The organism is Roseateles albus, from assembly GCF_028595345.1.
GTDB classification, from domain to species: domain Bacteria; phylum Pseudomonadota; class Gammaproteobacteria; order Burkholderiales; family Burkholderiaceae_C; genus Paucibacter_A; species Paucibacter_A albus.
In genome coordinates, this window is record NZ_JAQQXT010000006.1 from 309,081 (window position 1) to 328,243 (window position 19,163).

Sequence of the window (19,163 nt, forward strand, 5' to 3'; positions counted from 1 at the left end):
TCGCGCGGCGCGCGGGGCCGGCCCGGGCGTCGGGTTGGGGCATCGCGTGCACCACCCGTTGACTTCTTGCTTCGGGTGCTTGTACATGCGCGTCATCAATGTCGATTTGAAGGTCCTCGCCGTGTTGGCCAATGCTGCGTGGCTGCATCGCCTCGTGGCACGGTTGAGCCTGGTCTTGGTGGCTTCCATGGGCTTGGCTGCCTTGCCTGTAGCCGCGCAAGTACAGGCAGTCGCGGCGGCAGCATCGGCAAGCCCCTTGGTGGCGGCGCCGGTGAATACGGCGCCGGAGGCCGCTGTGCAAATTTTCAACCGCACCATTGCGGTTTACAGGGCGCCGTTTCTCGGCGTTAGCCCGGCCGAGCGTGCAAGGCGCACCCATCTGTATATGAACGAGGTGCTGGCCCGCACCGGGGCCGGCGAGGTGACTGTCAAGCAAGAGGCGCAGGGTCGCATCGTGATGATTGACGGTGAGATGGCCTTAGTCTTGACGCCCGAGGATGTGGACGCCAAGGGCGACAAGACCTTGGACGAGACCGCCGCAGCGGCCAAGTTTCAGCTCGAACAGGTGATCGCCGAAACGCGCGAGAGCCGCGACGAGTCGCGCTTGCTGCGCGGCCTCTTGATCGCGGTGGCCGCGACGCTGGTGTTTGCAGGCCTGCTCGCCCTGGTGCGGCGCGGCCAGCGGGCTTTGGGTGCTTGGTTGTCGGCGCAGATGAGTCGGCGCGCTGCCGAACTGGAGGTGGCCGGCACCCAACTGCTGCAGGGCGACAAGGTCTTGACGGCGGTCAGCTTCGCCGTGCGTGGCGCGGGCTGGGCCTTGCTGGCCTTGCTGAGCTATGAGTGGCTGAGCCTGGTCCTCAGCCAGTTCCCCTACACAAGGCCCTGGGGCGAGCAACTCAGCGGCTATTTATGGCAGGTGGTGGTGCGGCTGGGCACGGGCATCTTGGGGGCGCTGCCGGATTTGTTTGTGGCGCTGCTGATCTTTATGCTGGCGCGCACCGTCATCAAGTTGTTCACGCCGGTATTCAATCGCATCGAGCGCGGTGAAGCCTCGCTCGGCTGGCTGGACCGCGACACGGTGCGGCCCTCGCGGCGCATCATCAGCACCGGCATCTGGTTGTTCGCGCTGGTAATGGCCTACCCCTATTTGCCTGGCTCCAGCAGCGAGGCCTTCAAAGGGGTTTCGGTGCTCTTGGGGCTGATGATCTCGCTGGGCGCCTCCAGCCTGGTGGGGCAGGGGGCGAGCGGCATGATTTTGATGTTCACGCGCACCATCCGCGTCGGCGAGTATGTGCGAATTGACGGTCATGAAGGCACCATCACCGAGTTGGGCATGTTCAATACCCGCATTCGTACCGGCCTGGGCGAGGAGCTGTCGATGCCGAATTCGCTGGTGATGGGCTCGGTGACGAAGAACTATTCGCGCGCCGTCAAGGGCCCCGGCTATATCGTCGACACCGTCGTTACGATTGGTTATGACACGCCGTGGCGCCAAGTCGAGGCGATGCTGATCGAGGCGGCGCACCGCACGCCGGGTGTGCTGAGCAACCCGTCGGCCCGGGTGTATCAGACGGCCTTGTCGGATTTCTACCCGGAGTACCGCTTGGTCTGCCAGGCCGTGCCCAGCCAGCCGCGCCCGCGCGCCGAGGTCTTGAGCGCCTTGCACGCCAATATCCAGGATGTGTTCAATGAATACGGCGTGCAAATCATGTCGCCGCATTATTTGGCCGACCCGGCCGAGGCCAAGTTTGTGCCCAAGGCGGCCTGGTTTGCCGCGCCGGCGAAACAGGGCTAAGCGCTGTCAGGGCTCGATCCGGCTGCCCAGCATGCGCCGCAGCACCCCGTCCTTGTAGACCAGATGATGCTTGAGCGCCCCCGCCACATGCAGGACCAGCGCCAGGATCAGCAAATAGGCGATCCACTCATGCATCTCGTCGCCGAGCTCGGCCACGCCAGCGTTATAGGGCAGCGCTTGGTCGGGTTTATCGGCGCTGTGTTGGCTGGGCACAATCTGCAGGCCGAAGACGTCAATGCCATGGCCGCCGGCGCCTGAATTCATCATGCCGCTGATTGGCATGGCCAGGGTGGCCAGTATCAGCAGCCAGTGCACCAGCTTGGCCAGGGCTTGTTCCAGCTTTGAGCCGCCTGCCAAATGCGCCGGCCAGCCATTCTTGAGCCGCCAGACCACGCGGGCCAGAATCAGCACGAACAAGAGCACGCCGACCGATTTGTGAATCGGATACAGGGCCCAAACTTCGGCGCGGCTCATGTAAAGGCCAATCGCGGTCAGCGCGATCATGCCGAGGCCGACCAGCCAATGCAGGGCGACGGAGATGGGGCTGAGTTTGTTGGGCTGGTCCATGGACATATAGGGTTAGTTTGAGTTCGGGGCGATTCTGGCACTCTTTATTGAAGGGGCTGAAGGTCACATGGCTTCACTTTCGGCCTCAGAGCACGCTGTGTTTACACTGCGCACAAACTTGCCGGGACTCGCCTTAGGTCATGAACGACATCGCCGCCCAATTGAACCTGCTCCGCCCGCAGCTGCTGAAGTTTGCGCAGCTGCAGCTGCGCAATGCGGCCTGGGCCGAAGACGCGGTTTCCGAGACGCTGCTGGCGGCGATCGAGAAGCCGCAAAGCTTTGGCGGCCAATCCCAGCTCAAGACCTGGCTGATCGGCATCCTCAAGCACAAACTGGTCGACCAGATCCGCCGCAACTGCCGCGAAATGTCCAGCACCCCAGAAGACGGCGAGGACTTGGACGATGAGCTCTTCAGCGCCGATGGTCACTGGCGTGAGCGGCCCAAGGATTGGGGCGACCCCGATCATTGCCTGCGCCAGGTGGACTTCATGAAAGTGATGGAAGCCTGCGTCGAGCATCTGCCCGGCCAGCAAGGTCGGCTCTTCATGATGCGGGAATGGTTGGAGTTGGACACCGAGGAAATCTGCCAGCAGCTGAGCATCAGCCCGAGCAATTTGTGGGTCATGTTGCACCGGGCGCGCCTGCGCCTGCGCGAATGCCTGCAGCTGAACTGGTTTGATGCGCAGGAATTGCAGGCGGGAGCCGCCACATGATGGGCCTGCCCAACTGCAGAGAAGTCACCCGCCTGGTGCTGGAGGGCGAAGAGCGCGCGCTGCGCTCCAGCGAGAAGCTCGCCGTCCGAGCGCATTTCCTGATCTGCAAGGCCTGCACCAACTTCGGCAAGCAAGTCGAACTGATGAGTAAGGCCTCGGCGCGCTGGCGTGGCTATTCCGGGGAGTGAGAGCCGGCGGTGGCGCATGCCACACATGAATGAAAAAAGCCCTCAAGTCATGGGTCGACTTGGGGGTTTTTCACTGTGCTGCGCGGTGCCGGCGCTCCGGTGGAATCGTCGCTCGCCACAAGGAACAGGGCGCCACGGATAGGAAATCTGCCTTATTGCGCGCGCAGCGCGAAGCGCGGGCTATGCGGTAGATCAGCTGCCAATTGCCTGTGGTGGAGTTGAGTCCGCGCTCGTAGCCGACGCAGCACAGCTGCGTGCCCAGACGAAGGATGGTTTCGCGCACCTCGCCCAGGCCCTGGCCCAGCATCAGCAACGAGAGCTTCTCTGTCTCGCTCATCTCGGTCTCGACATGGGGCCGACAAGGCCACTCAAGAGGTCATGATGAGTTTTTTGCCCGATTGAGTCCGGGGCTTGGTGCCCGAGACTCAAGCAGCGCCGTTAGGCATAAGAGATTCGACCGCTCCACAGCAAAACTTCACCGTGGCTGCCAGGCACAAGGTCAATTTCTCAGCCGCAAAGCCGACATCTCTGACCTCGTCCTAGGCGACATTGTCTGGCAGGCTCGCAGCGGTCTGTGACATGCGACGCGCCCATGACGAGCAGAACAACGCAACGCTTGCAGGGTCTAGAAACGACCTGTCCCTCGGGGTAGTGCCGAACTGGCGAACCCACCGGCAGCATTTGGGACCTGTATCTGCTTGCCCTGCAAGTCCTGGCTCCCGGCAACTGCATTTCGGTAAGATGCCTGCGCCAAGTTCGCCCCGGCGTCGTTCGCCAACAGTGCCATGGCAAGGTGCGGGAGTGAGCCAGCCCTGAGCAGCCCCACAGTGCTTCGAGACGGACTGCGCGCTCTGCGGCACAGCCGGGGAAAGGACCAGGCCGAGTGCCATCAACCTAAACGTCCGACCCGCACCGATGATGACCATGACTTCCTCTGCGACCGCCCCCGCCCAAGCCGGCAAGAGCGGGTCCGGCCGCACACGCCAGGCCGCGCCACGCGGCAGCGACGGCAACCGCCTCGAGCAGCGCGCCCTGCTGCTGTCCGTGGTGGGCGTGCTGGTATTGGCTGGCGGAAGCGTGATCTGGGGCCTGATTATCGATTCGGACATCGTCATCCTGAACGGGGTGTTCTCGATGTTGAGCGCGGTTAGCGGCGGGCTGAGCCTGCTGGCAGCCCGTCTGGTCGTGCGCCCCGAGGACCGGCGCTTTCCCTTCGGCTACGCGCATGTGGAACCGCTGGTTCACACAGTGAACGGCGTGTTCATGTTGCTGATGTGCCTCTACGCGGCACTCAACGGCATCGAGGGCATGCGCCACGGCGGTCACGAGACCGATGCCGAGGGCGTGATCCTGTTCGCGGTGGCCACTGCGCTGTTCTGCTTGGCCGCCGGTGCGTGGGAGTGGGTGCTGGCGCGGCGCATTGGTTCGCAGCTGATGCTGAATGACGCCAAGGAATGGCTGATGGATGCGGCGTTCAGCCTGGTCACCTTTGCCGGCTTCGCGGTCCTGCCGCTGCTGCCCGAGCCGCAGCACAGCCTGTGGGCCCGCTATGCTGACCCGGCGATGGTGACGGTGCTGTCGTTGCTGTTTCTGCTGGTGCCGATCGACATCCTGCGCGAGAGCCTGCGCGAGGTGCTGCGCATGGCTGTACCGGAAGACGAACTGGTGCAGCGGATTGATGTGGTGCTGGCCGACCTGCGGGCACGGCACGACATCGTCAGCGCCACACACCATGTGGTGCGTACCGGTCGCACGGTGTTCGTGGAGATCGACTTCGTGGTCGGCCCGCGCTTCACGGTGCAGCGCATTGCGCAGCAGGACCAGCTGCGCGAGGAGATCCGCGCTGCCATCGGCATTTCATTGGATGAGGCTTGGCTGACCGTCTCCTTCTTCGAGGATCCGCGCTGGACGTAGGGGCTGCCGGCTGATGGCATGCACGTAGCTCCCGGGGGACTCAAGCCGCGCAATCGACCTTTCGAACGCCTAGATGCTGCTCAATCTACGGAGCCCGTCTTCTACCCCGGCATTTGCCCTCACAAGCAACGCTCTGCCTGGCCCAAACGTGACGCAAGGTGACAAAGAAAAAGCCCCTAAGTCGTTGATTTACTTAGAGGCTTGATGCTTTGTGAACCATCGTGATTCACTAATCTGGTGCACCGGCAAGAATCCAATAAAGCCTTGAAACGGCGATGAACACTGCACTCTGCTTTTCTTGTGCTGGGTTTGTTCCCCCATTTGTTCCCCCGCCTTGGTCTTGCTACCCCTCACATCGTGGGCATAGCTGGCGCTGGCCGCCTTCACGATGGACACCAGCTCTGTTTGATTTTTTTCACATTTTTGAATTCGCCTCGAAAATTCATACAGGGTAAAAAAACCTGTGAATGAGAGACCATGCGGTCCTGACCGACACGGCCGCAGAGATCTATGCCCCCCCTGCCTTGGGGGCTCGGCCTGAGCCACGCGCCACGGCCCCGCTCTGAAGTCTTCGAAGGGTTTGCAGCGTCAGGCGGGTGCAGGCAAAGACCCCAAGCCTACGAACCGAGTGAACCGCTCCGAGCTGGCCTTCATCGTGCCTTGCCGCTTGTTGTTCGCGTGCTGGCTGCTGGCCTCGAATGGGGGTTTGGATCGGGGCAAACTTCGCGCCGCCCACCAGCGCCAGCAAGGCGACCCTTCACGTTCACAGCAACAGCAGATGGTTTCTCTAGATGGTGTCCGTCTGGCGGAACAGGAGAAGGGGCAAAAACGGCCTCTATAGTTCCGGCAGACGGAACAGGAGAGGGGTTCTCTGTTCCGGGAGACGGAACTATCAGCGGCCTCCCTGTTCCGGGAGACGGACTAAGGACTGCGTTTTTGATGCCGATAGATTTGCGGTACGCGCCGCGCTCGAATGCTTCCGCTGCGCCAGGATCAAAGCCAGGCAGCCGATCCAGTGTTTGCCAAGTGATGGCGTACCAGCTCGCCTTGTTGGGCCTGTGGCCTTTGACCATCTCGGCAATAAAGCCGGCCTCGATCAGCTCATGTTTGGCCCGGTGGATCACATCGGCAGACTTCCAGCCGCGACCGGCCAAGTGCGCCCGGCTCGCCAGCAATCGCCCGTTGTTGTCTCGCACGTACTGGCGGGCCAACTCCAGCAGCAAAGACCGCGCCGCATGGCTTAGAAGGGCATAGCCTGGGCAATCGAGCACGGCCCAAGGGATAGCAGCGAACCCGCCACCGTCGCGGCCTGAGTCCGGCTTGTTGCGTCCATTGCGCCCGTTAGCCATTGCGAAGCCACTCCAATCGATGCAGGAGCCCCGCAAGCCATGCCGACACACCAGCGCAACAGAACCGCGAGAAAAGGCCGTGCATGGCGATTTCAGGGCCTACTAGGGGCATCGCCACATTGCCGGCTTTTGCTCCGGCCTCGCCAGCGCTTCGGTGTGTTCGCTTGCTGCTGTTCAGGCTGCCACCTCGCCAGCCAAGGGGGTGATGACGGCCACAGCTTCGAACAGGGCGATGCTCGAATCCGTGTCGCCCGTGTCGCCTTCAATCATCACGTCCACCAGCGCCAGCAACGCGGCCAGCAGCTCAGGAGCCGCAGCCATCAAGCGAGCATTGGCCAAGGCCTCGGCCTGGGAGTTAGCCGCGCCGCTGAAGGCTTCAGCCAGGCACACGGACCCGGCGTAGATTTGCCCGCGCTCGGTTGACCAAGGGCCGGGGGTATGGATAGAGAAAGGGGAATTGCCAGCGCTCGCGCAGGCAAGGGCTTGCAGGCTTGTCATGCTGCACCGCCGATCTGCGCCAAGAACCGCGCCGCGCCTTCCAGGGTGTGAACCTTGCGGAACAAGTCCCACCGGGTGATGAACAGGGCCCCTTCCAACTGCTCCAGGCCGTAGCCCTTCAGCGCCAGCTCTGCCTGAATGGTGGCAAAGGCTTTGCGGTCGGTGCTGGCGCTGGTAGAGTCGTAGCGGTCAGCCTTCCTAAGTACTTTGATGCCCTGAGCCGCTCCACCGGCCAGGGCATCGCCTTTTGTGGGCTTTATGGCGTGCCCCCTTGCCAGGGAGTAGACGCCGATCCTGTGCGCCTTGCCGGACTCGGTTTCAACTCTGCGCCATTGCGTCAAGACCTCGCGCCCGGACTTCACAATTTCCAGCTTGCGGGCCCTGGGGTCGTAAATGTCCAAGCACCGCGAAGCCTCAAACGTGGTTACATGGCCAAGCAGCTCCAGCGCCGCCAACAGCCGGTTGACTTGGTGTTTGTCTTGGCTGCCAGGATGCAGGTCGCGGATGGCGTGCAGCGCCGCCAGTCGATAGCCGTCTACCTGCTCATGTGGCAATTGCCCGATCAGGCCGGGCCGTCGGCGGCTCAAGATGCCACCCCCTGAGCCTGAATAAAGGCCCGCACATCTGCCGCCCGAAAGCGGGTGCAGCGCTTGCCCATGCGAATCGGCTCTGCCAGCTTGCCCGCCGCGATCAAGCGGTAAAGCGTAGACGCAGATAGGCCGGTTGCCTGGGTGACGGTCTGAATCTTCAACAGCGCGTCAGGGAGTTGGAGCGCGTCCAGGGTTTGCGCCAGGCCTAGGCGCTTGTCGTCGCTTGGCGCTTGCTGCGCCGACTTGGGGGTTTTGGGTTTCATGTGAACCGTCCTTTGTTGGAGTGGCTCACATGGTCAATCCTATCGGGTTCACCTTGACGCTATAGGCAAGAAAACCAATCAAATACCTTCAGTCTGCCTATGGCGGCATGGCAGCTTGACGAGCGCTTAAAGGGAAGTCATGGCACGGGGGGCATCACACTTTCTTGGCGGGTTCAGTATTCAAGTGAGCCTCAATCATCAAAGCAATCTCATTCGGCAATTCGTGCCACCATGGGGGGCTCTTCATCTGCTCTGGCGTGAAGCGATCCACGCTGCCATCGAGCCGCCGAAACTCAAAGACTGCTGAAGCGGGAGTGCTCCAGCGGCCGGCAATTGAAAGACTTGAATAGGCATTTGCCGACGGTGTTTGTAGGGAGTAGTTCATAGGTTCGGGTGGTCAGTGGTTGAGGGTTTGGCATGGCTGCTTTTGCTGCCAGCCAGGACGGGCTATGCCGCCTTGATCGGGATGATCTGCGCACCGGCCCGCAACTGGTCGAGATAGTTGGCCCATGTCTGCATCATCAATTGGCGCTGCTCTGCGTACTCGGCCCGGTCATAGGCTCCAGGGTTTGCGCCGGTCTTGGCGTGGCCTAGCTGGGCTTCCACCATGTCAGGCGAGATGCCCGATAGCCGCTCGGCCAGCATCGTCCGCGCCATCGCCCGGAAACCATGCGCCACATGGTCGTCTGAGCCGAAGTCCAAGCGGCGCAGCGCTGCATTTACCGTTCCGTCGCTCATTGGGATTGAATGGTCACGCGCACCGGGGAACACATAGCGCGAGCTGCCGGTGAGCGGGTGGACGGCCCGCAGCAAAGCTACCGCCTGCCGCGCCAGTGGCACAAGGTGCGGCCTGCCGTTGATCTTGGCCTTGGTCTTGAGCTTCATGCTCTGCGCCGGGATGGTCAACATCGCGCCGTCCAGGTCAAGCCAGGCCCACTCCATCGCCCGAATGTTGCCGGGTCGCTGAAATAGCAGCGCCGACAGTTGCAGCGCCGTCCGCGTGGCGGGGTGCCCGCTGTAGCCGTCAATGGCCCGCAACAGCCCGCCGGCTTCGATAGGGTCAAGCACCGCCGCAAAGTGTTTGACATGGTGCGCCGTCAATGCGTCCTTCAGGTCAGCGATGGGGTTTTTCTCGCAGCGCTCGGTCACAACACCATGCCGGAACACTTGGCCCGCCATCGTGCGCAGCTCATGCGCCGTATTGACGATGCCTTTGGCTTCCACCTTGCGCAGCGCCTTCAAAACAGCCGATGCTCGGATGCTTGCCAGGGGAAGCGTGCCGATCTGGGGGAACAGGTACAGCTCTTGAGTCCGTAGCCACTTGCTGGCGTGGCCGCTGCTCCACTTGGCCGCAGCTTGGATGGCGTGGAACTCTCGCGCCACGGCCTCATAGGTGCTGGCGCTGCTGGTCTGTTTGTTGGCCTGGTCTTGCTGGCGCTGCTGCACCGGGTCAGTGCCCGCCGCTCTTGTCTTGCGCGCCGCCTCCCGTCCGTCGCGCGCCGCCTTCAGTGTGACCTCGGGATAGTTGCCCAGCGCCAGCCGCTTTTCTTTGCCCGCGAAGCGGTATTTGACAAACCAGCGCTTGGAGCCGTTGGGGGTGACTTCCAGGTAAAGCCCGCCGGCGTCAGGCAAGCGAATACGGGTCTTGTCCTGGGGGCAAATGGCCTGTTTGCAGGCTGGATCAGTCAGCATGGGGGAACACTCCGGGGGAACAGAAACCCGCCAAACGGGGGTAAAGGCTTGTTGTTCCCCCGTATGTTCCCCCGCTTTGCTTGCGCTGTACAGCCCTCACTTGATACAACCTGACAAACAAAAAGCCCCTAAGTCGCTGATTTACCTAGGGGCTTGACTGGTTGTGATGCTTTGTGAATCACTGAATTGGTGCGACCGGCAAGAATCGAACTTGCGCCTAAGCCTTCGGAGGGCCCAATGATATCCACTTCACCACGGTCGCTGACTGGAGCGGCATTCTAACCCGCGTCGGCGAGGGCCGGTCTGGCTGGCCGACTCAGCCTGCGACCGACTCGGCCAGCAAGGCCAAAAAAGTTGCCACGGCGCCGGCCGGCTGGGTGCGCCGCCGCACCAAGGTCATGGGCGCGTCGAGCAGATCGGCTTCCTTCAGCGGGCAGTAAACGATCGCTTCCGGATGAGTGCCCTGCATGGATGCGGGCACCACGCTGATGCCGGCACCGGCGGCGACCAGGTTGAGATTGCTCATCATGCGGTCGACCTCTGCCGCGATGCGCGGCGTGACGCCCAGTGCCCGGCATTGCTCGAGCAAATTGGCATACAGACCGGGCGCACCGGGGCGGCGTGCAAGGATCAGGGCTTCGCCGTCTAGGTCGGTCAAGCTCAGGCGTGGCTGGGGTGGCCGACCTTGTAAAAGTGGGTGGTCGACCGGCAGCGCCAACAGCACTGGTTCGCGGAACAAGGTCTCGAACAGCAGTTCCTCCGGCTCGCTCACCGGCACGCGGATCAGGCCGCAGTCGAGCCTGTGGGCCAGCACGGCGGCGGTGATGTCGGCGGCATTGGCCTCGCTCAACTCCAGCGAGATGGCGGGGTAGCGGCGCCGGCATTCGCGCAGCGCGGCCGGCGTGAAGCGATGCGCTGCGGCCGAACTGGTGAAGCCCAAGGCCACACGCCCCTGCTCGCCCTGCGCCAGTCGGGCCATGCGCTGTTGCATATCGGCCATGTCTTGCAGGATTTTGGCCACCTCGGCCTGCAGCAAGCGGCCGGCTTCGGTCAGCCTGACGCCCTTGGGGTGGCGCTCGAATAACTGCAAGCCCAGCTGCAATTCCAGCGCCTTGATCTGCTGGCTCAAGGGCGGCTGCTGCAGGCCCAGGCGCGCTGCGGCCCGCGTCATATGGCCTTCTTCGGCAACGGCTTGAAAGTAGCGCAGCAGGCGCAAGTCCAGCGGCAGTGCGGTCGGTGTCATATTTAAAAAGTCTTGAAAAGACGGTTTCAGTATATTTGACCTTGTGTGCCTTCCTGTCCACAGTCGGCTAGCGCCGGCTTGAGCGCAGACCATAAAAAATGGAGACAAGACATGACACTGTCCTTTTTGCGCCAATCCGCCCTCGGTTTGATCTGCTTGAGCGCGGGTGCGGCCGCCTTGGCCACGCCAACGACGATTTTGTTCGTCGGCAACAGCTACACCTTCGGCCGGGTTGACCCGGTGATGAGTTACAACGCGGCCAAGGTGCATGACCTGACCGCCGCTTTCAATGCGCTCAACCCCAGCGGCACCAACAGCTACCCGGTGGGTACAGCCGGCTTTGGTTCCTTCGAACAGCATCCTTGGGGCGGGGTGCCAGGGGTGTTCAAGAAGATGACCGACCAGGCCGGGCTTGATTACGAAGTTTCACTGTCCACCCGCAACGCTGCCTCGCTGCGCGGCCAGTTTCTCAACACCGCCAATGCCACCTGGGACTTGCGCGGCAATGTGGCCTCTCAAAACTGGAGCAAGGTGGTCTTGCAGGAGCAAAGCGATGCGGCGCTGCCGTCCGGCAAGGGCAAAAATGCCAACCTCGCCACTTTCAACGCCTATGCCGATCAGTTTGAGCGCTTCATCCACAACGGCGCGGCTCAGACCTATACCGAGGCACAGCTCTTCGGCAGCCTCGCAGCCTGCATGGCCACCGGCCTGAGCAGCGCCAGCTGCAATCTCAGCCGTGTGATTCCGAAGAACAACAACGCCAACGCCAATACGCAGATCTATCTGGAGCAAAGCTGGGCCCGGCCCGATATGGTCGAGGCGCACATGATCACCACGCCCGACAGGACCACGCCCAACGGCGCGCCCATCGTCGACACCAGCAGCGCCGGCGGCGCGGCGACGCTCTATTACGGCAGCCTGGCTGGCATGACGGCTGATCTGCACAAGTCTTTCTTCGATAAGGCGGCCAGCAACAGCGGCTTTGCCGGCGTGGTGCCAGTGGGCGACGCGTTTCAGCGCGCTGTCGATCAAGGTTTGGCCTTGGGCCAGGGCTTCTACGATGCCAACGGCCTGTATGTCGAACCGAGCGATGGCCGTACGAATTTGTGGTGGTTGGACCGCACCCACGCCAGCAAATACGGCTCCTACCTGAGTGCCTTAACCCTGTTCGGCAGCATCACCGGCCTGGACCCGCAAAGCCTGGGCAGGCAGGAACAGGCGGCCGCCGACCTCGGCATCAGCGCCGATGCGGCCTGGGCGCTGCAAGGCGTGGCGGCGGCGCAATTGGGCTTCGCCGTGGCGGTGCCCGAGCCGGCCACTTGGGGCTTGAGCTTGGCCGGCCTGCTTTTGCTTGGCTTGCGCACACGTCAAGCCAAGGCTTGAGACCATGAGCATGGCCCGGATCAAGTGTGGTGCCGGCGCACTATTGGCCTTGCAACTGTTGCTCGGCTGCAGCGGCCCGCGCCTGCCTTCGCCGCTACCACCTCCCCTCGCCGAGGCGGCCCCGCAGGTGCGTGAGTGCCCGGACGGCTTGGCCGCAGGCACGCGCTGCCTGGGCGGGCAGGACTCGGCCGGCGCCTTCTATCTGATCGCGATCCCCAAGGACTGGGGCGGCGTACTGGTCTTGCATGCCCATGGCGGGCCGGAGTTGGGACCTCCCAAGGCCGAACGCGCGGCCGAGGACCTGAAGCGCTGGGCCATCATGGTCAAGGCGGGTTATGCCTGGGCGGGCTCGACCTTTGCACAGGGCGGCGTGGCTGTCAGCGCGGCAGCGGCCGATACCGAAAGGCTGCGGCAGATTTTTGTCACGCATATCGCCCAGCCGACGACGACCATTCTGCACGGCCAGTCCTGGGGCGCCGGCGTCGCGCTCAAGGCGGCCGAGCGCTATGCCGCGCCCGGCCAGCCAAGGCCGGCCTATGACGGCGTGCTGCTCAGCAACGGCGTACTCGGCGGCGGCACCCGGTCCTACGATTTCAGGCTCGATTTGCGCGTGATCTATCAATACCTGTGCGGCAATCATCCGCGGCCCGACGAGGCGCAATACCCCTTGTGGATGGGCTTGCCGGCGGGCGCCACGCTGACGCGGGCCGACTTGGCCGCCCGTGCAGACAGTTGCTTAGGTTTGGCGACGCCCGTGCCAAAGCGCACACCCGAGCAGCAGGCGCGTTTGCATACTGTTTTGAACGTGCTTCAAATCCCGGATCGTTCCGTGCAGGGGCATTTGAATTGGGCGACCTGGCATTTTCAAGACGTGGTGCAAAAGCGCACCGGTGGCTTGAGCCCCTGGGGCAATATCGGTGCGCATTACAGCGGCTCGATCGACGATGCCGCCCTGAACGCTGGCGTGCAGCGCTACGCTGCCGATGCACGAGCTGTGACCCAGTTCGGCTTGGACAGTGACCCCAGCGGGCGGGTGGGGGTGCCGATGTTGAGCGTGCACGGCGTTCACGATGCGACCGCCTTTGTGGAGTTGGAATCGCAGCTTCGCCGCACGGTGGTGGCTGCCGGGCAGGGGGATAGACTGGTGCAGACCTTCAGCGACGACGGCGAGCACAGCTATCTGAGTGACCCGGTCTACCCGGCCCTGATGGCGGAGTTGTTGGGCTGGGCCGGGCGCGGTGAAAAACCCAGTCCGGCCAGCGTGGCGCGGCGCTGCCAGGCGATGGAGGCCCGCTTTGGCCCTGGCTGCCGGCTGCTGCCGAACTATCAAGCGGCAGAATTGGAATCAAGGGTGGCGCCGCGCCAACGCCCCTGAAGTTTTCGGCCCGCGTCAATCGATATAATCTGCCGGTTTTGCGCCCTGCGACTTTGCGGGGCACAGCCTTTCTTCTCTCTGCCCAACACGGCTAACTGGCCAACGAGGATTTCATGAGCGCAAACAACAATCACGAGAACGCAAAAGCTCAGGCGCACGCTCACGAGGAAGAGGCCCATGAAGGCCCGATCAAGACGCCTAAACAACTGGCTTGGGCGGTGTTCTTTGCCTTCGTTGTGCCCATCATCGTGATCATCATGCTGGCCAACTACGTGTCAAGCGCCACCAAGCCGGCCGCCGGCAGCGAAGCGCTTGAGGCGATGGCCGTCGCGGCCCGTATCCAGCCCGTCGGCGGCATCGAATTGAAGGACGCCAACAACGTCGCTACGCTGAAGACCGGCGAGCAAGTGTTCCAGGCGCAATGCGCTGCTTGCCACGCCACCGGCGCGGCCGGCGCACCGAAGCTGGCCGATGCCGCAGCCTGGGGCCCGCGCATTGGTGCTGGTTATGAGGCCTTGCTGAACTCGGCCCTGAAGGGCAAGAACGCGATGGGCGCGCAAGGTGGTGGCGATTTCAGCGATTTCGAAATCGGCCGTGCCGTGGTCTATCTGGCCAACCAAGGCGGCGCCAAGTTTGACGAGCCTAAGGCGCCTGCAGCGGCGGCCTCGGCAGCCAACTGACGCGTCTTTGCACCAAGAAAAAGCCGACCCGCTGAGGTCGGCTTTTTTTCGCCTGATTTGGTACGTCTAAGCGCCGGGATTCAATCGCACCCCGTGCCGCCCGAGTAACTCGGCATGTGTGCTGGCGAGTGGTTCCCACAAGCCGACCTCCACGGCACGAGCCGCCCAGTCCATGTCCATGCTGTGCACCAGCCCCAGGCCCAAGGGCGTGCTGAGGAAGAGGCGATCCTGCTCATCAAGCCAGGTCGAGCTGACGCTGCAACTCAAGTCTGTGTGGGTGTGCACCAAGCCGTCCTGGAGCAGCTCGGCGCCCAGCCTGAATACCCAGGGTGCGGCCTCCAGCTGCAGATAGACGCGCTGCGGCCCGTTCTGGAAAAACCAGCAGCCCGACTCGTCCGCCGCGTAATTGCGCGCAATGAACTGGCGCAGCTTTTCATGCGTGACGCGGCTGCCCTTGACCTGCGGAAACGGCCCGGCCGCTTGAATACGCTCGTCGCGCATATACCAGTCGCCGCGCGCGTCCAGCGCCAGCCAGCCATAGCAATGCGGCACATTGGGCCATTTCTTCAGCGCCGCTTCGACGATGGCGTCCATCGTTAGAGCGCTTTCGCCAACCAGTCACAGACCTGCTCGGGCATGCCGAAGACATGGCCCGGCGGGCGACCCTGTGCGAAGCCGACATGACCGCCCTGCGCCGGCTGCCAGAGCTGCACATAGGAACCGGCATCTTGCTGGCGGGGCAGGCTGGCGGCCGGAACAAAGGGATCGTTGCGGGCGTTCAGCACCAGCGCCGGGATGCGGATGCGCTTCAGATGTGGCTTGGCCGAGGCCCGTGCCCAATAGTCTTCGGTGCTGCGAAAACCATGGAGCGGCGCGGTGAACAGATTGTCGAATTCATACAAATCGCTGGCCGCGCGCAGCCGCTCACCATCGAACAGGCCCGGATGCTGCTGCAGTTTGCGCAGCGCCTTGGGCACCATGGTGCGCAAAAACATACGGGTGTAGACGAGGCGGTTGAAGCCTTGGCCGATGGCGTGGCCGGCCGCAGCCAGATCGACCGGCGAGCAGATCGAGCAGACCGCCCGCGTGGTGGCGGCCGCACTCTGGCCATGCTCCTCGGCCCAGCGCAGCAAAGCATTGCCGCCTAAGGAAACACCGGCAGCCAGCACGGGGCCGTCATGCATTTCCTTGAAGCGTGCCAGCATCCAGCCCACTTCCTCGAAGTCGCCCGAGTGATAGGCGCGCGGCGCCAGATTCAGCTCGCCCGAGCAGCCGCGAAAATGCGGCATCGCGAACGCCCAACCGCGCGAGCGCGCGACGGTGGCGAAGGCCTGCGAGGAGTGGCTTTGAGAACTGCCCTCAAGGCCGTGGAACAAGACCAGCAGCGGGCGACCCGCAATCTCGTTGCTCAGGCCGATCCCATCGCCGGGCCGCCCCAAGATGGGCTCAGCACCCCCTCGGGAATCAGGCGCCGCACTCGGCGGCGTGGGGACTCCATCCAGCCAATCCACGTCGATGAAATCGCCGTCGGGCGTGTCCCAGCGCTCGCGCCGAAAACTCAGCGCAGGTCCACCGTTATGGCGCGAAAACATGGCCGGCCAGATGGTCTGCGCCTGACCGCCGGGCAACCAGCGTGGGGCTTGGTACTGCATGGTCGAGGGCTTCAATGCAGCGTGGCCGGCTCTTCGATGACTTCCTGGATGTCATGCGCGGTGCCGGGGCTGGCGTGGTGCACGACCATGCGCCAACCCACCGCCGTCTTCAAGTAGACATTGGTGGCGATCACCCAGGCGCTTTGCTGGCCACTGCCGCCGCTGCCCTCGACCACGACGCGCTCCAGCACTTGATGGATTGCGGTTTCACTGGTTTGCACACGCCTCACCCTCTCAGGGTGGACCGAGATCGCCCCTTGGGCGAAGACCACTTCGAAGGCGGCTCTGATCGCACCCAGGCCGACCACGCGCGGGCCGCCCGGGTGAACGCAGGAGACTTCTTCCTCGTCCGACCAGACGGCCATCAAGCGGCTGAGATCGGCCTGTTGCAGCGCTTCGTAAAACTGTGCCTCGGTGTCTTCGGGCGAGGACAAGAGCGCGGCGGCCGGCACTTTGGGGTGTTGCATAGGCCCTTCAGTGGTGGCTGTGCAGCACTTCGCCGGCCTTGAGCTTGTAGACCGTGCCGCAATAAGGGCACTTGCCTTGGCCGTCATGGCTGAGGTCGATGAAGACCTTGGGGTGGCTGCTCCACAGCGCCATCTTGGGGTTTGGGCAGGCGACGACGCCGGGGCCTTGCACGTCGGCGGCGCTGACTTCAACGATGGATTTGTCGGTGCTATTGCTCAAGATGATGTCCTTCGCAGCTCAGACCAGGCTGAGCCAATGTGCATATTTCGGATTGCGGCCGTTGACGATGTCAAAGAACGCGGCTTGGATTTTCTCGGTGATCGGTCCACGTGTGCCGACATAACTGCCCGAGCCCAGCTCGATGCGGTCCAACTCGCGGATCGGCGTCACTTCGGCGGCGGTGCCGGTGAAGAAGGCCTCGTCGCAGATATAGACCTCGTCGCGGGTGATGCGCTTTTCTACCAGCTTGAGGCCTAAGTCCTGGCAGATGTGGAAGATCGTATTGCGGGTGATGCCGTTCAGCGCGCCGGCCGACAGGTCGGGCGTGTAGACCACGCCGTTCTTGATCACGAACAGGTTCTCGCCGGCGCCTTCGGAGACAAAGCCCGAGGCGTCCAGCAACATCGCTTCGTCATAGCCGTCCTCGGTCGCTTCCATATTGGCCAGGATCGAGTTGGTGTAATTGCTAACGGCCTTCGCCTGCGTCATCGTGATGTTGACGTGGTGGCGGGTGTAGCTGCTGGTCTTGACGCGGATGCCGCGCTTCATGCCGTCTTCGCCCAGGTAAGCGCCCCAGGCCCATGCCGCCACCATCAGATGGATCTTGTTGCCCTTGGGGCTGATGCCGAGTTTTTCGGAGCCAATCCAGACCAGCGGGCGCAGATAGCAGCTCTCCAGCTTGTTTTCGCGCACGACTTGGCGCTGTGCCTCTTCGACTTGGCTCTGCGTGAAGGGGATCTTCATGCGCAAAATCTTGGCGCTGTCGAACAAGCGCCGGCTGTGCTCTTGCAGGCGGAAGATGGCCGGGCCTTTGTCGGTCTTGTAAGCGCGTACGCCCTCGAAGGCGCCGCAGCCATAGTGCAGGGTGTGGCTCAGCACATGGATCTTGGCGTCGCGCCACTCCACCAACTCGCCGTCCATCCAAATTTTGCCGTCGCGATCGTCCAGTGACATGAGGCTTCCTTGTGCGTTGCGCTGCTGAGCGCTGAATCTGACAGGAGTTCGATTCTAACGGGGCGCTCGGTGCTGCTGGCCATCCGTGAAACCGGTCACGGCATCGCTCGGCACGATATCAATTCGTGAAATGTGCACGCTTCTAGCTCCCCCATTTTGGGGGGTAAACGGCGCCCAAATCTATCTCAAGCCCGCAGAATTAAGTCATGGCTTGGCGCAAGGCTTGGGCCACAACCTCACCGACTTACCAGGAGTCCCCTATGAACACGAAATTATCGATTGCGTTGCTTGCTTTGGCGGGGTTCTCCTTGCCGGCGATGGCGGGCAAGCCCGCAGACACCGCACCCGCATGCAGCTTCAGCGACTTGACCGGAGTCACCGTGTTGGGCTGCAAAGGCTATTTCTCGGGCAACTTGATCAAAGGCCCAGGAGCAGATTCGACGGTCGCCGCTATTCTGTCTGACCTTGGAATGGTTGGTGCTACTGGTTCCTATATCGCAAAGATTGAAAACCTGAATGGCACTCACGACATTGATTTCAAATCCGCCCTAAATGGAGTGACTTTCGTGGGTCTGCATACAGGTGCAGGTCAGTCGTACAACGGAACGGTCTTTTACAAGATTGACGCAGGTAATACGAATTTGCATTCATTCAATCTGCTATTGAACGCTTCTTCTAATGCGGCGATCTACTCGACCATGCCTTCGGCTGTCCCTGAACCAGAAACCTACGCCCTGATGCTGGCCGGTCTGGCCGCTGTCGGTTTTGTTGCCAAGCGCCGCAAGGCCGCTTGAGCCTCAGTTAGTTCTTTCGCTAAACGTTCAGCTTCCCAGCTGACTGGCCGGCAAGGTTGACTGGGCGACGGTGTCGCCCGGCTCATCCGGCCGGTTCAGGGTCCAACTGACAATTTGGCCCTTGTTCATCACGATCTCCAGCTGCACGCCGCCGGCGTCTATCCAGCCATAGGTCTCGGGGCTGTCGCTGAGCTTGCGGCCCAGGCTGCGGCTCAGTGGCAGCAGGGCTATTAGCTTCATGCCGACCTCCAATTTGGCGGCCAGCATGACGGCGCTGTCGATTTGCCCGACCGGCGCCTCGGACGCGACGCGCATGATGCGCATCAGCCGCCCGAACTGCAAGAGCAGCCAGAACACCACCACGCTCAGCGCCAGGATCACGCCCTTCCAGCCCCATAACAAGCCGCCAGCGATAAAGGCGAGGACGGCCAGCGCACTTCCAATCCATGTATTCATGGGGGCGAATGCTAACCGCGTGACGCCAACATCGGATCGGCGCTGCCACCTGCAGCATCCCAACCGTAGGCGCGCTCGACCTTGGCGATGCGCAGCGCGTAATGCAGGTACCAATCGGCGCGGCCTTGGTCACGCGCCTGTACATGCTCACCCTGGCGGCGCCAGGCAGCAATGTCTTGCAGGCTGCGCCAGTAGGAGACGGTGATGCCTAAGCCGTCGGCGCCGCGTACGCTCTCGACGCCCAAGTAGTCGGCCCTGCAAAACCCCGCCAACCCCCATGGCCACTGACATCTCGGGGTGAATGCCAATGGCCAGAACTCCCAAAAAGATATTCAATCGCTATTGATTTCTGGGAGTTCTGGAGGGTAAA

22 protein-coding genes, 1 tRNA gene and 1 pseudogene are annotated in these 19,163 nt (G+C 62.6%); 8 read left to right on the top strand and 16 right to left on the bottom strand.

From position 1 onward, the window contains the following. Positions 1-85 precede the first annotated feature (85 nt). Positions 86-1,795, top strand: coding sequence for a mechanosensitive ion channel family protein (locus PRZ03_RS12130; protein ID WP_273600517.1), 1,710 nt, complete (start codon positions 86-88; stop codon positions 1,793-1,795). 6 nt (positions 1,796-1,801) lie between these two features. Here the strand turns inward: PRZ03_RS12130 and PRZ03_RS12135 are convergent, their stop codons facing one another. Beyond that, positions 1,802-2,362 carry a cytochrome b gene (locus PRZ03_RS12135; RefSeq protein ID WP_273600519.1) on the bottom strand — a complete coding sequence of 187 codons (561 nt, stop codon included), beginning with the start codon at positions 2,360-2,362 and terminating at the stop codon, positions 1,802-1,804. A gap of 140 nt (positions 2,363-2,502) precedes the next feature. Here PRZ03_RS12135 and PRZ03_RS12140 point away from each other — a divergent pair, with 140 nt between their 5' ends. Both PRZ03_RS12140 and PRZ03_RS12145 read left to right on the top strand, forming a co-directional pair. Next, positions 2,503-3,075 (top strand): sigma-70 family RNA polymerase sigma factor, encoded by a 573-nt coding sequence (locus tag PRZ03_RS12140; RefSeq protein ID WP_273600520.1) that lies wholly within the window; start codon positions 2,503-2,505, stop codon positions 3,073-3,075. Further along, positions 3,072-3,263: an anti-sigma factor family protein gene (locus PRZ03_RS12145; RefSeq protein ID WP_273600521.1), complete on the top strand. Its 192-nt coding sequence runs from the start codon at positions 3,072-3,074 to the stop codon at positions 3,261-3,263. The genes PRZ03_RS12140 and PRZ03_RS12145 overlap by 4 nt, the downstream gene beginning before the upstream one ends. A 70-nt stretch (positions 3,264-3,333) precedes the next feature. On the opposite strand, the gene PRZ03_RS12150 is transcribed toward PRZ03_RS12145, so the two are convergent. Next, positions 3,334-3,600, bottom strand: a complete 267-nt coding sequence (locus tag PRZ03_RS12150; protein WP_273600523.1) for a hypothetical protein — start codon at positions 3,598-3,600, stop codon at positions 3,334-3,336. 578 nt (positions 3,601-4,178) lie between these two features. Here PRZ03_RS12150 and PRZ03_RS12155 point away from each other — a divergent pair. Continuing rightward, positions 4,179-5,177, top strand: coding sequence for a cation diffusion facilitator family transporter (locus PRZ03_RS12155; RefSeq protein ID WP_263532588.1), 999 nt, complete (start codon positions 4,179-4,181; stop codon positions 5,175-5,177). Between the two features lie 1,523 nt (positions 5,178-6,700). Here PRZ03_RS12155 and PRZ03_RS12160 read toward each other — a convergent pair. From PRZ03_RS12160 to PRZ03_RS12190, 7 genes are all read right to left on the bottom strand, one after another. Beyond that, a complete protein-coding gene (locus PRZ03_RS12160) occupies positions 6,701-7,024 on the bottom strand; it encodes a hypothetical protein (protein WP_273600526.1) in 324 nt (107 codons plus the stop codon). Then, positions 7,021-7,611, bottom strand: a complete 591-nt coding sequence (locus PRZ03_RS12165; protein WP_273600528.1) for a helix-turn-helix domain-containing protein — start codon at positions 7,609-7,611, stop codon at positions 7,021-7,023. The genes PRZ03_RS12160 and PRZ03_RS12165 overlap by 4 nt, the downstream gene beginning before the upstream one ends. Continuing rightward, positions 7,608-7,877, bottom strand: a complete 270-nt coding sequence (locus tag PRZ03_RS12170) for a helix-turn-helix transcriptional regulator (protein ID WP_273600529.1) — start codon at positions 7,875-7,877, stop codon at positions 7,608-7,610. Before PRZ03_RS12170 ends, PRZ03_RS12165 begins: the two co-directional genes overlap by 4 nt. A gap of 154 nt (positions 7,878-8,031) precedes the next feature. Continuing rightward, complete coding sequence (locus PRZ03_RS12175; RefSeq protein WP_273600531.1) at positions 8,032-8,262, bottom strand: hypothetical protein; 231 nt, start codon at positions 8,260-8,262, stop codon at positions 8,032-8,034. A gap of 62 nt (positions 8,263-8,324) precedes the next feature. Next, positions 8,325-9,569 (bottom strand): tyrosine-type recombinase/integrase, encoded by a 1,245-nt coding sequence (locus PRZ03_RS12180; protein WP_273600532.1) that lies wholly within the window; start codon positions 9,567-9,569, stop codon positions 8,325-8,327. Between the two features lie 187 nt (positions 9,570-9,756). Then, a tRNA-Arg gene (locus PRZ03_RS12185) sits at positions 9,757-9,831 on the bottom strand. Positions 9,832-9,885: 54 nt separating this feature from the next. Beyond that, positions 9,886-10,791 (bottom strand): LysR family transcriptional regulator, encoded by a 906-nt coding sequence (locus PRZ03_RS12190; RefSeq protein WP_263532955.1) that lies wholly within the window; start codon positions 10,789-10,791, stop codon positions 9,886-9,888. Positions 10,792-10,923: 132 nt separating this feature from the next. Here PRZ03_RS12190 and PRZ03_RS12195 point away from each other — a divergent pair, with 132 nt between their 5' ends. The 3 genes from PRZ03_RS12195 to PRZ03_RS12205 all read left to right on the top strand — a co-directional run bounded on the left by PRZ03_RS12195 (position 10,924) and on the right by PRZ03_RS12205 (position 14,250). Further along, a complete protein-coding gene (locus tag PRZ03_RS12195; RefSeq protein ID WP_273600533.1) occupies positions 10,924-12,195 on the top strand; it encodes a PEP-CTERM sorting domain-containing protein in 1,272 nt (423 codons plus the stop codon). A gap of 4 nt (positions 12,196-12,199) precedes the next feature. Continuing rightward, positions 12,200-13,570 (top strand): hypothetical protein, encoded by a 1,371-nt coding sequence (locus tag PRZ03_RS12200; RefSeq protein ID WP_273600534.1) that lies wholly within the window; start codon positions 12,200-12,202, stop codon positions 13,568-13,570. A gap of 113 nt (positions 13,571-13,683) precedes the next feature. Next, positions 13,684-14,250 (top strand): c-type cytochrome, encoded by a 567-nt coding sequence (locus PRZ03_RS12205; RefSeq protein ID WP_273600535.1) that lies wholly within the window; start codon positions 13,684-13,686, stop codon positions 14,248-14,250. A 66-nt stretch (positions 14,251-14,316) separates the two neighbouring features. On the opposite strand, the gene PRZ03_RS12210 is transcribed toward PRZ03_RS12205, so the two are convergent. The 5 genes from PRZ03_RS12210 to PRZ03_RS12230 are packed head-to-tail and all read right to left on the bottom strand — an operon-like array spanning position 14,317 to position 17,543. Next, the gene (locus PRZ03_RS12210) at positions 14,317-14,844 is read right to left on the bottom strand and encodes a DUF2946 family protein (RefSeq protein WP_273600536.1); all 528 of its coding nucleotides are present in this window, start codon (positions 14,842-14,844) and stop codon (positions 14,317-14,319) included. Between the two features lie 2 nt (positions 14,845-14,846). Further along, entirely contained in the window at positions 14,847-15,902 is a 1,056-nt protein-coding gene (locus PRZ03_RS12215; RefSeq protein ID WP_273600537.1) for a YheT family hydrolase, read from the bottom strand. Between the two features lie 11 nt (positions 15,903-15,913). Next, positions 15,914-16,369 (bottom strand): YybH family protein, encoded by a 456-nt coding sequence (locus PRZ03_RS12220; RefSeq protein ID WP_273600538.1) that lies wholly within the window; start codon positions 16,367-16,369, stop codon positions 15,914-15,916. A gap of 7 nt (positions 16,370-16,376) precedes the next feature. After that, positions 16,377-16,589: a zinc-finger domain-containing protein gene (locus PRZ03_RS12225; protein WP_273600539.1), complete on the bottom strand. Its 213-nt coding sequence runs from the start codon at positions 16,587-16,589 to the stop codon at positions 16,377-16,379. Between the two features lie 18 nt (positions 16,590-16,607). Then, positions 16,608-17,543, bottom strand: coding sequence for a branched-chain amino acid transaminase (locus tag PRZ03_RS12230; protein ID WP_273600540.1), 936 nt, complete (start codon positions 17,541-17,543; stop codon positions 16,608-16,610). Between the two features lie 701 nt (positions 17,544-18,244). On the opposite strand from PRZ03_RS12230, the pseudogene PRZ03_RS24110 reads away from it, so the two are divergent. Then, positions 18,245-18,337: pseudogene (locus tag PRZ03_RS24110) on the top strand (PEP-CTERM sorting domain-containing protein); the annotation flags it as partial. A gap of 27 nt (positions 18,338-18,364) precedes the next feature. On the opposite strand, the gene PRZ03_RS12240 reads toward PRZ03_RS24110, so the two are convergent. Together PRZ03_RS12240 and PRZ03_RS12245 are read right to left on the bottom strand one after the other, a co-directional pair. Then, positions 18,365-18,793 carry a hypothetical protein gene (locus tag PRZ03_RS12240; RefSeq protein WP_273600542.1) on the bottom strand — a complete coding sequence of 143 codons (429 nt, stop codon included), beginning with the start codon at positions 18,791-18,793 and terminating at the stop codon, positions 18,365-18,367. 11 nt (positions 18,794-18,804) lie between these two features. Further along, the gene (locus PRZ03_RS12245; protein ID WP_273600543.1) at positions 18,805-19,038 is read right to left on the bottom strand and encodes an antibiotic biosynthesis monooxygenase family protein; all 234 of its coding nucleotides are present in this window, start codon (positions 19,036-19,038) and stop codon (positions 18,805-18,807) included. Positions 19,039-19,163 lie beyond the last annotated feature (125 nt).

Bases quoted from the DNA above. Each gene is read 5' to 3' on its own strand.
- PRZ03_RS12130 (WP_273600517.1), top strand. From the start codon at position 86: ATGCGCGTCATCAATGTCGATTTGAAGGTCCTCGCCGTGTTGGCCAAT.
- PRZ03_RS12135 (WP_273600519.1), bottom strand. From the start codon at position 2,362: ATGGACCAGCCCAACAAACTCAGCCCCATCTCCGTCGCCCTGCATTGG.
- PRZ03_RS12140 (WP_273600520.1), top strand. From the start codon at position 2,503: ATGAACGACATCGCCGCCCAATTGAACCTGCTCCGCCCGCAGCTGCTG.
- PRZ03_RS12145 (WP_273600521.1), top strand. From the start codon at position 3,072: ATGATGGGCCTGCCCAACTGCAGAGAAGTCACCCGCCTGGTGCTGGAG.
- PRZ03_RS12150 (WP_273600523.1), bottom strand. From the start codon at position 3,600: ATGAGCGAGACAGAGAAGCTCTCGTTGCTGATGCTGGGCCAGGGCCTG.
- PRZ03_RS12155 (WP_263532588.1), top strand. From the start codon at position 4,179: ATGATGACCATGACTTCCTCTGCGACCGCCCCCGCCCAAGCCGGCAAG.
- PRZ03_RS12160 (WP_273600526.1), bottom strand. From the start codon at position 7,024: ATGACAAGCCTGCAAGCCCTTGCCTGCGCGAGCGCTGGCAATTCCCCT.
- PRZ03_RS12170 (WP_273600529.1), bottom strand. From the start codon at position 7,877: ATGAAACCCAAAACCCCCAAGTCGGCGCAGCAAGCGCCAAGCGACGAC.
- PRZ03_RS12175 (WP_273600531.1), bottom strand. From the start codon at position 8,262: ATGAACTACTCCCTACAAACACCGTCGGCAAATGCCTATTCAAGTCTT.
- PRZ03_RS12180 (WP_273600532.1), bottom strand. From the start codon at position 9,569: ATGCTGACTGATCCAGCCTGCAAACAGGCCATTTGCCCCCAGGACAAG.
- PRZ03_RS12195 (WP_273600533.1), top strand. From the start codon at position 10,924: ATGACACTGTCCTTTTTGCGCCAATCCGCCCTCGGTTTGATCTGCTTG.
- PRZ03_RS12200 (WP_273600534.1), top strand. From the start codon at position 12,200: ATGAGCATGGCCCGGATCAAGTGTGGTGCCGGCGCACTATTGGCCTTG.
- PRZ03_RS12205 (WP_273600535.1), top strand. From the start codon at position 13,684: ATGAGCGCAAACAACAATCACGAGAACGCAAAAGCTCAGGCGCACGCT.
- PRZ03_RS12210 (WP_273600536.1), bottom strand. From the start codon at position 14,844: ATGGACGCCATCGTCGAAGCGGCGCTGAAGAAATGGCCCAATGTGCCG.
- PRZ03_RS12215 (WP_273600537.1), bottom strand. From the start codon at position 15,902: ATGCAGTACCAAGCCCCACGCTGGTTGCCCGGCGGTCAGGCGCAGACC.
- PRZ03_RS12220 (WP_273600538.1), bottom strand. From the start codon at position 16,369: ATGCAACACCCCAAAGTGCCGGCCGCCGCGCTCTTGTCCTCGCCCGAA.
- PRZ03_RS12230 (WP_273600540.1), bottom strand. From the start codon at position 17,543: ATGTCACTGGACGATCGCGACGGCAAAATTTGGATGGACGGCGAGTTG.
- PRZ03_RS12240 (WP_273600542.1), bottom strand. From the start codon at position 18,793: ATGAATACATGGATTGGAAGTGCGCTGGCCGTCCTCGCCTTTATCGCT.